General features: G+C 69.9%; 12 protein-coding genes. 6 read left to right on the forward strand and 6 right to left on the reverse strand.

Annotated features, from left to right (window positions below):
- Positions 1-130: 130 nt before the first annotated feature.
- On the reverse strand, positions 131-2818 hold the full coding sequence (gene pepN / locus ACIOGX_RS06825; RefSeq protein WP_401910933.1) for an aminopeptidase N: 2688 nt from the start codon (positions 2816-2818) through the stop codon (positions 131-133).
- 149 nt (positions 2819-2967) lie between these two features.
- Between pepN and ACIOGX_RS06830 the strand changes: the two genes are divergently transcribed.
- A complete protein-coding gene (locus ACIOGX_RS06830; protein WP_383959967.1) occupies positions 2968-3591 on the forward strand; it encodes a DsbA family protein in 624 nt (207 codons plus the stop codon).
- Positions 3592-3767: 176 nt separating this feature from the next.
- Here ACIOGX_RS06830 and ACIOGX_RS06835 read toward each other — a convergent pair whose 3' ends face one another.
- On the reverse strand, positions 3768-4409 hold the full coding sequence (locus ACIOGX_RS06835) for a superoxide dismutase (protein WP_356508333.1): 642 nt from the start codon (positions 4407-4409) through the stop codon (positions 3768-3770).
- Positions 4410-4745: 336 nt separating this feature from the next.
- Between ACIOGX_RS06835 and ACIOGX_RS06840 the strand changes: the two genes are divergently transcribed.
- Positions 4746-5330 (forward strand): biotin transporter BioY, encoded by a 585-nt coding sequence (locus ACIOGX_RS06840; RefSeq protein WP_129771128.1) that lies wholly within the window; start codon positions 4746-4748, stop codon positions 5328-5330.
- Between the two features lie 69 nt (positions 5331-5399).
- Here the strand turns inward: ACIOGX_RS06840 and ACIOGX_RS06845 are convergent, their stop codons facing one another.
- Positions 5400-6848, reverse strand: coding sequence for an amino acid permease (locus tag ACIOGX_RS06845; RefSeq protein ID WP_356508331.1), 1449 nt, complete (start codon positions 6846-6848; stop codon positions 5400-5402).
- A gap of 198 nt (positions 6849-7046) precedes the next feature.
- Between ACIOGX_RS06845 and ACIOGX_RS06850 the strand changes: the two genes are divergently transcribed.
- Both ACIOGX_RS06850 and ACIOGX_RS06855 read left to right on the forward strand, forming a co-directional pair.
- Entirely contained in the window at positions 7047-7535 is a 489-nt protein-coding gene (locus ACIOGX_RS06850) for a ribose-5-phosphate isomerase (protein WP_356508329.1), read from the forward strand.
- Positions 7536-7699: 164 nt separating this feature from the next.
- A complete protein-coding gene (locus ACIOGX_RS06855; RefSeq protein WP_356508327.1) occupies positions 7700-8509 on the forward strand; it encodes a DNA-formamidopyrimidine glycosylase family protein in 810 nt (269 codons plus the stop codon).
- Between the two features lie 61 nt (positions 8510-8570).
- On the opposite strand, the gene ACIOGX_RS06860 is transcribed toward ACIOGX_RS06855, so the two are convergent.
- Complete coding sequence (locus tag ACIOGX_RS06860) at positions 8571-9806, reverse strand: GNAT family N-acetyltransferase (protein ID WP_401910939.1); 1236 nt, start codon at positions 9804-9806, stop codon at positions 8571-8573.
- 106 nt (positions 9807-9912) lie between these two features.
- Between ACIOGX_RS06860 and ACIOGX_RS06865 the strand changes: the two genes are divergently transcribed.
- Positions 9913-11097 carry a PP2C family protein-serine/threonine phosphatase gene (locus ACIOGX_RS06865; RefSeq protein ID WP_383959956.1) on the forward strand — a complete coding sequence of 395 codons (1185 nt, stop codon included), beginning with the start codon at positions 9913-9915 and terminating at the stop codon, positions 11095-11097.
- Between the two features lie 91 nt (positions 11098-11188).
- Here ACIOGX_RS06865 and ACIOGX_RS06870 read toward each other — a convergent pair whose 3' ends face one another.
- Both ACIOGX_RS06870 and ACIOGX_RS06875 read right to left on the reverse strand, forming a co-directional pair.
- Complete coding sequence (locus ACIOGX_RS06870) at positions 11189-12424, reverse strand: cation:proton antiporter (protein ID WP_356508322.1); 1236 nt, start codon at positions 12422-12424, stop codon at positions 11189-11191.
- A gap of 213 nt (positions 12425-12637) precedes the next feature.
- Positions 12638-13816: an acyltransferase family protein gene (locus tag ACIOGX_RS06875; RefSeq protein ID WP_356508320.1), complete on the reverse strand. Its 1179-nt coding sequence runs from the start codon at positions 13814-13816 to the stop codon at positions 12638-12640.
- Between the two features lie 456 nt (positions 13817-14272).
- Between ACIOGX_RS06875 and ACIOGX_RS06880 the strand changes: the two genes are divergently transcribed.
- Positions 14273-14467, forward strand: coding sequence for a hypothetical protein (locus tag ACIOGX_RS06880; protein WP_356508318.1), 195 nt, complete (start codon positions 14273-14275; stop codon positions 14465-14467).
- The last annotated feature ends 50 nt before the right edge of the window (positions 14468-14517 follow it).

Genomic DNA, 14517 nt, shown 5'->3' on the forward strand with positions numbered 1-14517 from the left:
CCGGTGTCTCCCCCTACTCAGGCGTCCCTCTAACCCCTGTGACCCGTTTGTCGGCAAAACAGGACAAGATCGTCCTAAAGTAAGGGCGTTCGACTGCCGATCAGGGGCCCGCCCATACGCTCATATGCCGTCAGCCGGCCGCCGCCGGGCCGCACGCCGCGTCGCATTCCTGACCGCGCAGCGCGCGCGCCAGATCGTCCGTCGCCTCCAGCACCAGCCTGCGCAGGGCGGGGGCCGCGTCCTGGTGCGTGTCCAGCCAGGCCGTCGCCGCGTCCAGGGTCCTGCGGTCTCCCTGGAGCCCGGGGAACAGCCCGCGCACCACATCCATGCCGATCTGGATCGAGCGCTCGGCCCACACCCGCTCGATCACCGCGAAGTACTTCGCGGCGTACGGCGCGAGCAACTCCCGCTGGCCCGGCCGGGAAAAACCGGCGATCGTCGCCTCGGCCAGCGCGTTCGACAGCGCGTCGGACTCGACGACCTGCGCCCATGCCTGCGCCTTGACGGCGGCCGACGGCCGGGACGCCAGACAGCGCACCTGGTGGCGCTTGCCCGACGCCGTGTCGTCCCGGGCCAGTTCGGCGTCGATGGCGGACTCGTCCGCCCGCCCGTGCGCGGCCAGCGGCCCCAGGAAGGCCCAGCGCAGCTCCTGGTCGACATCGAGACCGTCGATCTTCGCCGTTCCGTCCAGCAGCCCGCGCAGCAGCTGGAAGTCCGCGTCGGAAGAGGCGACGGCGGCGAAGAAACGGGCCCAGGTCAGCTGGTGCTCGCTGCCCGGCCCGGACAGCCGCAGCTCGCGCAGCGCGCCCTCGGCCAGCAGCCGCCCGCCCTCCTCGCGCCACGCCGGCGCCGCGTAGTGCGTGAGCGCCGACTCGGCCCAGGCGTGCAGCATCTGGAGCACGCCGATGCTCGTCTCGCGGCCCGCGTGGGTGAGCACCAGACCGATGAAGTCCCGGGCCGGCATGAGCCCGTCGCGCGTGAGGTTCCAGAGCGCGGACCAGCACAGGGCGCGGGCGAGCGGGTCGGTGAGGTCCCCGAGATGCGCGCGCAGGGTGTCGAGCGAGCCCGCGTCGAAGCGGATCTTGCAGTACGTCAGATCGTCGTCGTTGACGAGGATCAGCTCCGGCCGCTCCGCGCCCGCCAGTTCGGTGACGACCGTACGCGGGCCGGCCACATCCGTCTCGGCACGGGCGAACCGTACGAGCTCGCCCTGCGGCGTACGCCGGTAGAGCCCGATGGCCACGCGGTGCGGCCGGAGTTCCGGATGCGACTCCGCCGCGTCCTGCACCACGGCCAGCTCGGTGACGCGCCCCTCGGCGTCGAAGATCACCTGTGGGGTGAGGGAGTTGAGCCCGGCGGTTTCCAGCCACGACCGGGACCAGCCCGTCAGGTCACGCCCGGAGGTCTCCTCCAGTACGGAGAGCAGATCGGCCAGCCGCGTGTTGCCGTACGCGTTCCGCTTGAAGTAGCGCCGGGCGCCCTCCAGGAACGCGTCCTGGCCGACGTACGCCACCAGTTGCTTCAGCACCGACGCGCCCTTGGCGTAGGTGATGCCGTCGAAGTTCAGCTTGGCGTCCTCCAGATCACGGATGTCGGCCGTGATCGGATGGGTGGACGGCAGCTGGTCCGCGCGGTACGCCCACGCCTTGCGGTTGTTGGCGAAGGTCGTCCAGGCGTGGGTGAAGCGGGTCGCCCCCACCTGCGCGAACGAGCCCATGAAGTCCGCGAACGACTCCTTCAGCCACAGGTCGTCCCACCACCGCATGGTCACCAGATCGCCGAACCACATGTGCGCCATCTCGTGCAGGGTGGTGTTCGCCCGGCGCTCGTACGACGCCTGGGTCACCTGGCCGCGGAAGATGTACTCCTCGCGGAACGTCACCAGACCGGGGTTCTCCATCGCGCCGAGGTTGTACTCGGGCACGAACGCCTGGTCGTACTTCCCGAACGGATACGGGTAGTCGAAGTGGTCGTGGAAGAAGTCCAGTCCCTGCTTGGTGATCAGGAAGATGTCGTCCGCGTCGAAGTGCCGGGCGAGCCCCTTGCGGCACATCGCGCCGAGCGGGATCTCCAGGACCGTGCCGTCGTCGAACGTACGGCGATAGGAATCGGTCACATAGTGGTACGGACCGGCCAGAACCGCCGTGATGTAGGTCGAGATCGGCTTCGTCTCCGCGAAGTGCCAGACCCCGTCGATGAGGGTGCCCTCGCCGTTGCTCCACGCGGTCCAGCCCTCGGGCGCGGTCACCCGGAAGCGGTACGGGGCCTTGAGGTCGGGCTGCTCGAAGTTGGCGAAGACCCGCCGCGCGTCGGCCGGCTCGTACTGCGTGTAGAGATAGACCTCGCCGTCCTCCGGGTCGACGAAGCGGTGCATGCCCTCGCCGGTGCGGCTGTACGCGCACTGCGCGTCCACCACCAGGACGTTCTCCGCCAGCAGGCCGTCCAGCGCGATCCGCGAGCCGTCGAAGACGGCGGCCGGGTCCAGCTCCGTCCCGTTGAGTGTCACGGCGGTCACGCCCGGGGCGATCAGATCGGCGAAGGTGGCGGCCCCCGGCGCGGCGCAGCGGAACCGGATCGTCGTCACGGAGCGGAAGGTCCGCGGCGGACTGTCCGCGCCCGGTGCCTCCGCGCCTGATGCCTCCGCGCCCGGTGCCTGCGTGTCCGGTGCCTCCGCGCCCGGTCCCGCGGCGCCCGGTTCGCCCGAGCCCGGCACCTCGCCGACCGCCGAGCGCAGGTCGAGATCCACCTCGTACCCGTCTACGGTCAGCAGGTCGGCCCGCTCGCGGGCCTCTTCGCGGGACAGGTTCTCACCGGGCACGGTCACTCCTTTGTGGCTCGCCTTCGTGGCTCGTCCGAAACAGGAACGATCCTCGCACGCGCCACTGACGCGCCGCATACGGGAATGCTCCCGGCGGCCCGTGGCGTTCCCGTTGGCAGGTGCGTCCGCAGCCGTTCATGAGGAGAGACATGTCCGAGAAGACCCCCGTCGACTTCTGGTTCGACCCGCTGTGCCCCTGGGCCTGGATGACCTCCCGCTGGGTCCTCGAAGTGGAGAAGGTCCGCGATATCGAGGTCCGCTGGCATGTGATGAGCCTGGCCGTCCTCAATGAGGACAAGGACATCCCCGAGGAGTACCGCGAGGGCCTCGCGAAGGCCTGGGCCCCGGTCCGTGTGGTCGTCGCCGCCCAGCAGAAGCACGGTGACACGGTCGTGGGACCGCTGTACACCGCGCTCGGCACCCGGATCCACAACCAGGGCGAGGGCGCGACCCGTGAGGCGATCGCCGCCGCCCTGGCGGACGTGGACCTGCCCGCCGATCTGATCGACTACGCCGATTCCGACACCTATGACAAGGAGCTGCGCGCCTCCCACAAGGAGGGCATCGACAAGGTCGGCCAGGAGGTCGGTACGCCGGTCATCGCCGTCCCCGGCGCCGACGGCGAGCAGATCGCCTTCTTCGGCCCGGTCGTCACCCCGGCCCCCAAGGGCGAGGAGGCCGCGAAGCTCTGGGACGGCACGCTGATGGTCGCGTCGATCCCGGGCTTCTACGAGATCAAGAGGACGAGGACGCAGGGCCCCATCTTCGACTGACCTCTGTCCGCCCTCTGTCATCCGTTATCCGTCATCCGCCGTCTTCCCGATGTCACAGAAGGACCCCCGCGAGTCACGTCCTCGCGGGGGTCCTTCCTCATTCCGCCCGCACGTGAAAGGTGAGAAGACGATCACGAGCAGGACGCGTAAGGCCGCGCGGGCCGGGCCCGCCGGGCCTACGGGGCGAGCAGCAGGTTGTGGGCGCGCTCCTTGGCCGCCGCGTAACGCTTCGCCACGTCCTGCCAGTTGACGACGCGCCACATGGCCTCGATGAAGTCCACCTTCTGGTTCTTGTACTGGAGGTAGAAGGCGTGCTCCCAGGCGTCGAAGACCAGGACGGGCACCGAGCCCTGGCCGACATTGCCCTGGTGGTCGTAGACCTGCTCGACGATCAGCCGGCCGCTGACCGGCTCGTACGCGAGCACGCCCCAGCCCGAGCCCTGGGTGGTCGCGGCGGCCTTGGTCAGCTGGGACTTGAAGCCGGCGAAGGAGCCGAAGGACTCGGCGATCGCGTCCGCCAGGTCGCCGACGCCGTCCGCGGCGAGCGGCTCGCCGCCCCCGTCACCGGTCATGTTGTGCCAGTAGATCGAGTGGAGGATATGGCCGGAGAGATGGAACGCGAGGTTCTTCTCCAGGCCGTTGATCGCTCCCCAGGACTCCGTGTCGCGCGCTTCCGCGAGCTGGTCGAGGGTGTCGTTGGCGCCCTTGACGTAGGCCGCGTGGTGCTTGTCGTGGTGCAGCTCGATGATCTGCGGATTGATGACCGGTTCGAGCGCCGCGTAGTCGTACGGAAGTTCAGGAAGCGTGTATACCGCCATGGTCAAACCCTCCGGCCTCTTATTGCACATCCTATGCAAGTGCACGCTAACAGCAACATGGCCGGGTGCTGATCAGGCCGTGGTCCTAGGTCCTCCGTGCCGTGCCGTGCCGTGCCGGGCCGGGCTGTGCCGGGCCGGGCTGTGCGCGCGCCGCGCCGCGCGTTGTTCGGAGCGGCACTTTGTGCCATCTCCGACAACGCGCCGACGTCCCCTTTGTGGGCGACTGACGGTGATGCGGCCCGGGGCCGTCGGCTACCGTCGGGCTGTTCGACGCCTGATCCCGAAGCCCGTAACCCGGCGTCGGAAAGACCGACGCCCCACGACCGCGGAGACCCCATGAGCACTGCTGCCGCCGCCCCCCGTACCGGAGCGGTACTCGCCGATCTGCTCCCCGCCACCCGCACCCGGGACATCGCCCTGGTCGTCGGGGGAGCGGTGCTCACCGGAGTGGCGGCACAGATAGCCGTCCCGGTGCCGGGGTCCCCCGTACCGGTGACCGGCCAGACCTTCGCCGCGCTGCTCGTCGGCACCGCCCTGGGCGCCCGCCGCGGCTTCCTCTCCCTCGCGCTCTACGCCGTGGTCGGCATGGCCGGGGTGCCGTGGTTCGCGGAGGGCCGCTCGGGTCTGAGCTTCGCTTCCTTCGGCTATGTCCTCGGCATGCTGCTCGCCGCCACGGTGGTGGGCGCGCTGGCCCGCCGTGGCGGCGACCGCTCCGTACCGCGTACGGCCGGGACGATGGTGCTCGGCTCGGCGCTCGTCTACGCGGTGGGCGTGCCCTATCTGGCGCTGTACACCGGCATGTCACTGAGTGCCGCCGTCAGTGCCGGTCTGGTGCCCTTCCTGCTCGGGGACGCGCTCAAGGCGGCCCTGGCGATGGGCGCGCTGCCCGCCGCCTGGAAGCTCGCCGGCCGCCGCGGCTGACGAGCTTCCGGGTTCCCTCCGGGTCCGGGGCGTGGTTCCGGCGGAACGGGTGCCGCCCGGCCGTGCGGCTCAGCCCCGGCCGCCGGCCTCCGCCTTCTCCCGCCGCCCACGCGCCTCCTTGACCAGGGCGATCGCCACCACGAGCGCCGCCACCAGCAGCGACAGCAGCACCTGCTCGCGCGCCGCGTCGTCGGTGAGCATGTAGACGAGCACGAACGAGATCATCGCGATCGTCGCCCAGGTCAGATACGGGAAGAGCCACATCCGTACGACCAGCTTCTCCGGCTCCTCGCGCAGGATGATCCCGCGCATCCGCAGCTGTGTGAAACAGATGACCAGCCATACGAACAGCGCCACCGCGCCGGACGAGTTGAGCAGGAACGCGAAGACCGAGTCGGGCCACTGGTAGTTGAAGAAGACGGCGACGAACCCGAAGAGGACGGACGACAGGATCGCGGCCGTGGGGACACCGCGCGCGTTCGTCCGGGCGAACGCCTTGGGCGCGTCCCCGCGCAGGCCGAGCGAGAAGGCCATCCGGGACGCCGTGTAGAGACCGGAGTTCAGACAGGACAGCACGGCCGTCAGCACGATGAAGTCCATCACCTGCCCGGCGTGCGGGATCCCGATGGAGTTCAGCGCCGCGACGTACGAGCCGTCCTTGACGATCGACGGATCGTTCCAGGGCAGCAGCGTCAGCACGACGAAGATGGACCCCAGGTAGAAGACGGCGATCCGCCAGATCACGCTGTTGGTCGCCTTGGCGACGGCCCGCTGCGGGTCCGAGGACTCTCCGGCGGCGAGCGTGACGATCTCGCTTCCCATGAAGGAGAAGACGACCATCAGCACACCGGTCAGGATCGCGCCGGCCCCATTGGGCAGGAATCCGCCGGTGTCCGAGAGATGCGAGAGCCCCGCGCCCGGATTGTCGGACCCCGGCAGCAGCCCGAAGACGGCGAGCAGACCGACGACGACGAACGCCCCGATCGCCACGACCTTGATACCGGCGAACCAGAACTCGAACTCACCGTACGAGGCGACCGACGCGAGGTTCGTGGCGGTCAGTACGACCATCACGATCAGCGCCCACGCCCACTGCGGCACCGCCGGTATCCAGCCCTCCAGGATCTGGGCGCCCGCGGTCGCCTCGACCGCCAGCACCACCACCCAGAAGAACCAGTAGAGCCAGCCGATGGAGAACCCGGCCCAGCGGCCGAGCGCCTGGTCCGCGTAGGCGGAGAAGGATCCGGAGCTGGGCCGCGCCGCGGCCATCTCGCCGAGCATGCGCATCACGAGTACGACCATCAGGCCGACCAGCGCGTACGACAGCAGGATGCCGGGGCCCGCGGCGGCGATACCGGAAGCGGAGCCGACGAACAGCCCGGCGCCGATCACACCGCCGATCGCGATCATGGACAGATGACGGTTCTTGAGACCGGCTTTCAGGCCGTCGGAGGACTGCGGATTCCCAGGTTCGTTGGGAGTTCCGCCTTCCTTCGTGGGGGACGGCAGGGAGGTCATGCGGCAATCCTTACGTCTACGGTCCACTCAAGTAATGAGTCCCGGCATTCAAGCGTCCGGTCACCCGATGTTGGAAGTGACGACTCCGTTTCGTTACCCGGGGGACAGGCGGCCGGCGCCCGGGGTACCGGAGCGTTGATCCCGCTGACCGCTACCCAGCGGAGCGCGAGCCACACCCCGCGTGCCACACTTCGGTCCATGCGCGTGTATCTCGGTTCCGACCATGCCGGCTACGAACTCAAGAACCACCTCGTCGAGTGGCTCACGGCCCACGGCCACGAGCCCGTCGACTGCGGGCCCCACGTCTACGACGCCGAGGACGACTATCCGCCGTTCTGCCTGCGCGCCGCGGAGCGCACGGCGGCGGACCCGGACAGTCTCGGCGTGGTGATCGGCGGCTCAGGCAACGGCGAGCAGATCGCCGCGAACAAGGTCAAGGGCGTCCGCGCCGTCCTCGCCTGGAGCGAGCAGACCGCGGCTCTCGGACGCGAGCACAACGACGCCAACGTCATCTCCGTCGGCGGCCGGATGCATACGCGGGACGAGGCGACGAAGTTCGTCGAGATCTTCCTCGCCACCCCGTACTCGGGCCTGGAGCGTCACGCGCGCCGTATCAAGATGCTCACCGACTACGAGTCGACCCACGAGCTGCCGCCCGTCCCGGCCCACCACCCGCAGCAGGACTAGCCAGGACTAGCCAGGACCAGCCAGGGCCCGGCAGGACCAGGTCCTGCCCGGACTCACCATGTGCCGCCGGGTGCCGCCCCGGCGGCACAGCCATGCCACGGCCCACGGCCCGTCCGTCCGTCCGCCGAGGACGTGTCAATCCCACTCGTCACAGAGGAGTCCCCGTGCCCGAGGGGCATACGATCCACCGCCTCGCCGAGGACCATCTCGACCGCTTCGGCGGCCGGCCCGCCCGGGTCAGCAGCCCCCAGGGCAAGTTCTCCGACAGCGCGGCGCTCCTCGACGGCCGGGTCCTCGACGCCGTCGACGCCCACGGCAAGCATCTCTTCCTCGGCTTCGGCGACCAGGGCTGGGTCCATATCCACCTCGGCCTGTTCGGCAAGGTCGGCTTCGGTGACGCGCCCGCCCCGCCGCCCACCGACACCGTCAGGCTGCGGCTCGCCTCCGGCACGGCGTACATGGATCTGCGCGGCCCCACCACCTGCGCCCTGATCACCGTCCCCGAGAAGGAGGCGATACACGACCGCCTCGGCCCGGACCCGCTGCGCCGCGCGGACGACGGCGAGAAGGCGTGGGCACGGATCTCCCGGTCCCGTACGACCGTCGCCGCCCTGCTCATGGACCAGAAGGTGATCGCGGGCGTCGGCAACGTCTACCGCGCCGAGGTCCTCTTCCGGCACGGCATCGACCCGTACCGCGCGGGCAAGGACCTCACCCGTCGCGAGTGGGACGCGATCTGGGCGGATCTGGTGGCACTGATGCGGGAGGGGGTACGGCACAACCGGATCGACACCGTCCGTCCCGAGCACACCCCCGAGGCGATGGGCCGCCCGCCGCGCGTCGACGATCACGGCGGCGAGGTGTACGTCTACCGCAGGGCGCGGATGCCCTGCCTGCTGTGCGGCGACGAGATCCGCACCGCGACCCTCGCCGCCCGCAACCTGTTCTGGTGTCCGGGCTGCCAGCAGCGCTGAACACCGGCCCCTCCGGCCCTGCGGCCCCCTCGGCTCCTCGGGCGCCCTCGGCTCCTCCGGCTCAGAACCCGTGGGGCAGCCAGGGCGCGATCTCCGACGAGAACGCGGCCGACGCCTCGCTCAGCGCTCCGGACCGTATCTCCCGTACCCGCCCGGCGCGCGCCAGCGCGGCCAGGGAGACGCCGCCCAGATACGCGGCGCCCAACTCGTTGACGGACAGCGCCAGCTCGGCCTGATCGGCGGTGCGCTCGCAGGACGCGCCCTTGGAGTCGCCCGACAGCCGCCAACGCCCCTCGTTCCAGGGGCAGAAGGTGTCGGTCACCTCCACCACCACATCCACCGGCGTCCGGTACGTACGGGCCTCCAGCGCGGCCCCGACCTCCACCGGCCGCAGATACAGCGAGTCCCGCCGCCGCACCTGGCACCGCCGGATGTCGGAGACCAGATACTGGAACGGATCGTCCGCGGGCCGGTTGCCCGCCTGGACCGCCGACGTCAGATCGATCGAGAAGAGGAAGTCCCAGAGCGACGCGTACGCCACCGGGTCCAGGGCGTACAGATCCCGCAGTTCGATCGTGCCCTTGGGGCCCGAACCGTCCCACTCCGGCTTGTTGTGGAAGAGCGTGAACCCCACCACCTCGCCGTCCCGCTCCGCCAGCACGCACTGGAGCGCCGACTTCCCGTCCCTCACCTTCCCGGCGTCGACGACCGGATGCCGCTCCCAGCCCGGCCGGCGGGCGAGCATGCCCGGCCGCTCCGCGACCTCCGCGGCGTACACCGCCTCGCACGCCTCACGTACAGCCGGGTCATCCGGTTTCACCCGACGAAGACGTACATCGCCCGAACCTTCGGGAATCGTGATCCTCACCCGGGAGGTGTCTATCTCCGCCGAGAGCTGCTCGGTCGCGGCGCTGTATCCGTACCGTCCGTAGATCACCGGCTCGGACGCCGTCAACACGGCGAGCGGTTCGCCCCACGACCTGACGTCATCGAGCTGGCGCCGCATCATCGACGTCAGCACCCCGCGCCGGCGGTGCGTCGCCGCCACGCTCACCATCGTCACACCCGCCGCGGGCACCTGGGCACCGCCCGGTACCGAGAGCCGGAAGCCGAACGCCCCCGCCGTGCCCACACACTCGTCGCCGTCCCAGACCCCGATCGAACGGTCGAACTCGGTGAGATCCCGCATCAGCCGGGTCTCCCCGATGGTCTCCGGGACACCGCCGAACGCGAGCTCCAACGCCGCGTACCAGGTGTCCCATTCGGCCGGTTCCAGTACTCGTAGGTCGATAGTCATATGCCATCAGTACCAGGGGTACGACAACGAGGCGACCCGATTTCGAACGCAATGTCACAGGGGTCCCCCTGCACGCCGGGCGGACGGATCGATAGGGTCCACAACAATGGCCGGTGTCGCGGGAGCGGAGTCGTACTCGGCCCGGATGCGCAGGAAGCTGCACCGGGTCCGCAACGGCGTGCGCAAATCCGGGGTCGACTACTTCCGCGGAGACGGCTCGGACTGGGTCGCCCTTGTCGGTCTGCTGCTCACCATCCCGGCCATCACGCTCACCACCATCGCCGTCCCCGTCTGGTGTGCGCCCTCCGCGCTCGTCCTCCCGATCGTGGCCGGCGGACTGCTGCTGCGGCCCGCGAGCCTGCTCAGCCTGTACGCGGCCGCCGCCGCCGCGCTGATCGTCGAGTCGATGGTCCTCGGCCCGTATCCGGACGGCCCGGCGCGGGTCACCCCCGGCACGGTGCTCGTGGTCGCCGCCTGCGGACTCTTCGGACTGCTGATCGCCCAGTTCAGGGCGCGGGTCGGGGTGCCCTGGCGGCGCGGCGGGACGATGCTCTTCGACCTGCGCGAACGGATCAGGGTGCAGAGCGCCCTGCCCCGGCTCCCCAAGGGCTGGCACCGCGAGATGGCGCTGCGTCCGGCCGGCGGCCAGTCCTTCTCCGGTGACTTCGTGGTGGCCGCCCGTACGAACGGCGGCCGGACGCTCGAAGTGGTCCTGACCGATGTCTCGGGCAAGGGCATGGACGCGGGCTCCCGTGCCCTGCTGCTCTCGGGCGCCTTCGGCGGACTCCTCGGCTCGCTCCCGCCGCACAGCTTCCTCCCCGCGGCCAACGGCTATCTCCTCCGGCAGGACTGGGACGAGGGGTTCGCCACCTCCATCCATCTCGTCCTCGATCTGGACTCGGGGGACTTCGAACTGCTGTCGGCGGGCCATCTGCCCGCTCTCCAGCTGCACGCGGGCAGTGGCCGCTGGGAGGAGAAGTCGGGCGAGGGCCCGCTGCTCGGGGTGTACGACGGGGCGCAGTTCGACCCGGTCAAGGGCTCGCTGCGCCCCGGCGACGTGCTGATGCTCTTCACGGACGGGCTGGTCGAGGCCCCGGGCCGCGATCTGGGCGAGGGCATCGACCGCCTCACGGGCGAGGCCGACCGCTATGTCGTCCCGGGCTTCGAGGGCGCGGCCTGGCATCTGATCGAGGCGGTCGCGAAGGACGTCAACGACGACCGCGCGCTGCTGCTGATCTGCCGCGAGCCGGGACCGCCGGCCGGCACCGACCCGTATACCGGCAGGCACTGACCCGCGGACAGAACTCCCCTCCGCCGTCACGGGCGGAGGGGAGTTCTGCGGGTACCGGGGGCCGTCGCGGGTGGTGGTAAAGGCATGGGTGTCAGCTCGTCACCGGTGCCCCCCTGCCGCCCGCGTCCTTGGTGTACGGGCGTTCGTTCCCCTCGGGCCCGCCGCCGGGTCCGCTGCCGTCGCCGCCCCTGCCGCCACCGGGCAGGATCCGGGCCAGCCAGTGTGACCTGCCGGCCGCCAGCGGGCCGAGGACCGCGAGGACCAGGACGTATCCGGCGATGAACGGAGCGAGCCGGCTGTCGAGGCCCGCACCCGCCGCCATCGTGGCGAGGATCAGCGCGAACTCGCCCCGGGCCAGCAGGGTCGTGGAGATGTTCGCCGCCGGACCGGCACCGAAACCGAAGATCCTGGCCGCCGTCAGCCCCGCCGCGACATTCATCACCAGGGTCACCGCCGCGGCGATGAGGACGGGCCAGAGCACGGTCGGCAGATCGCCCGGGTTGATCGACAGGCCGAAGGCGAAGAAGAAGATCGCGCCGAACGCGTCCCGCAGCGGGTGGACGAGCTTGCGGATCCGGGGCCCCGAGGTGGTGCCGCCGAGCATCAGACCGACCATGAACGCGCCGATGGCGTCCGCGACCCCGAACCACTCGGAGACACCGGCCACGAGGACCGCCGCGCCGAGGAAGGAGATGACGAGCAGCTCGTCGTCCCTGGTGTTCATGAGCCGTCCGACGACCTTCGTACCGAACCGGGCCGCGAGCGCCAGCAGCAGCAGGAAGCCGAACGCCTTCGCACCGTCCATCACGGCGGCCGAGGCGCTGTCCGCACCGGACAGGATGGGCTGGAGCGCGGCGAGATAGAGGGCCAGGAAGATGTCCTCGACCACGATGATGCCGAGGATCGGTTTGGTCTCCGGGTTGCCGATCCGGCCCATGTCGACCAGGACCTTGGTGACGATCGCGGACGAGGAGATACCGAGCACACCGGCGAGCACCAGCGCCTCCGACGTCCCCCAGCCGAGCGCGAAGCCGAAGCCGAGACCGGCGCCCACGTTCAGCGCGAGATACGCGCCGCCGGCGAGGGCCATCTTCCGGCCGCCCGCCTTGAGGTCGTCCAGATGGAATTCCAGACCGAGGTAGAAGAGCAGCAGCACCAGCCCGAGGGCGGAGAGCATCTCCAGCTCGTGCGGGTCTTTGACCAGCACGATGCCGGGGGTGTGCGGGCCGAGCAGGATCCCGGCGAGGATGAACAGGGGAATGGTGGGCAGCTCGATACGGCTGCCCAGACGGGCGAGTACGGCGGCGGCGAGGAAGGCGCCGCCCATGGCTATGAGGGTCTCTGCGTGTCCGATGGGATCGTTCCTCCGTCAAGTCAAAGAAGCGTCAAGGAATCGTCAGTAATTAGTTTACCAAACGGTTTACTGAGCAACTTTGACCTGGGACGGAGGGCGACGTGGGGTGGGCGGACGGACGGGGACGTGGGGCGGGCGGGGGACGCGGGACGGGCGGGAGGGAGCGCGACGGGCCGGCGCGGCCGGTTACCGAGACGTCCGCGCCTCGCGCCTGAACGCCCACCGCATCTCGGGCTCGGTGACGCCCCGCAGCAGCCGTCGTACCGGAGGCGTGCACAGCAGCGTCACCGCGACCGCCGCCGCGACGGTCAGCGCGACCTTCCCGGCGGGACCGGCCAGCCAGGGGTACGCGTCGAAGAGGCCGCCGTACACCGCTCCCTTGACCAGGAACCCGTGCAGCAGATATCCGCAGACCGTGCCCGCGCCCAGGGCCGTGAACCAGGTCCTCCGGCGGGGCACCCACGCCAGGAATCCGGCCGTCAGCAGCAGTGAGCAGCCGAAGAGGGCGAACGTCATCACGGGCCCGGCCCACCACGGGGCGTCCAGCTGCTGGGCGCTGGTGTTGTGGTAGAGCCAGCCGGGCGGCATCCGGGTGGCCGCCCAGTACGCGAAGACCAGCGCGCCCGCGAACAGCGGCACCGCCAGCAGCCGGACCTCGCGCCGCCGCACCAGCTGGAAGTGTTCGGGCCTGAGCAGCAGTCCCAGGACGAAGTACGGCGCGAACTGGAGCACGCGCTGGAGGCCGAGGTCCTCGCCGATGCCCGGGGTGAGCGAGGCCAGCGAGGCGACGCCGAGCGCCACCGTCATCGGGTGCCGCAGCGCGCGCCAGAGCGGGGTGGTCAGCCGCCAGACGAACAACGCGGCCAGGAACCAGGTGAGGTACCAGGGGTCGAGCAGGCTGATGGGCAGGTCCGGGCTGTCGTCCGTGTACCGCTTGAAGAGCGAGTACGCCACCTCGAAGACCACATAGGGCACCGCGACCCCGGTCACCAGGCGCCTGATCTGGTGCGGGCTCGCGGTGAAACTCCGGGAGAAGTAGCCGGAGATGAGGATGAAGGCCGGCATGTGGAAGGCGTAGACGACCAGATAGAGCGCGCGCGTCGCCCGGCTGCCGTCCATGACCGGTTCCCAGAAGTGCGCCACCGCCACGAGCACGATCGCCAGGTACTTGGCGTTGTCGAAGAACGGGTCCCGCCTGGTGGACGTCGCGTGCGGATCCCCGGCCGGACCGGTGGCCCGCTGCCCGGTCGGCACCGGCGTGTCGGCCACCGCGGACGATCTGGTTCCGACGGCGGGATCCACGTCCGCGGCCGGGAAGGAGCGGGCGAGCGGGGACGTCTCATAACTATGCGGCGCCTGGAACATTTGAGGCACCCTAGCGGCGCTCAAACGCATTCGTAAAACCTCCTCGTCAGGTGACCCATTCGAATCTGAAACCGCCGACAACCGGGCGATATGCCCTGGTTAAACAGCATTAATTCGGGCAAATCGTCGGGATTTGGTGTGCGGGATCGGGCTCGTCCGACGCGTCCGTCGGCCGCTCATTCGAAAGGAAGGGAATGGGCTGTGAATGATGTGTGCGCAGGGAGAGGTGATTGATTCGAATTCACGTCCACGCGCTATTCACCCGCGGACGGCCCGCGCGGCCCGCGGTCGCGCGTAACCCGGCGCGCCGGGAGCGCGATTGGCGAGATCGTGATGTCGCTGATTCGTCACCGGCCAACATCCGCGCGGAGGTTGATGGCACGATGGTCGGAGCGGGGGTGTGGCGTGCGCGCTTCCCGGGGCTGGGCCAGGCGACCGACCGAGGGTGTGATCAGTGTGGCCATTTCGCTGTCTGTGGTGGTTCTGTTGGCGGTCATCCTTGTGGTGCTCTTCCGCGGTGGCTCACTCAAGGGAGGGCCCGCGATAGTCGCGATCCTGTTCGGCTTCTTCCTCGCCTCCACCAACATCGCTCCGTCGGTGAACAGGTTCCTCAACTCGATAGCCGAGACGGTCAACCAGATCCGCTTCTGACGTCCCGGCGCCGCCGGGAGCGGTCGGCCGTCGGCGGCGGGCGCGGAAAC

Source organism: Streptomyces sp. NPDC088147 (assembly GCF_044741565.1).
Lineage (GTDB): Bacteria > Actinomycetota > Actinomycetes > Streptomycetales > Streptomycetaceae > Streptomyces.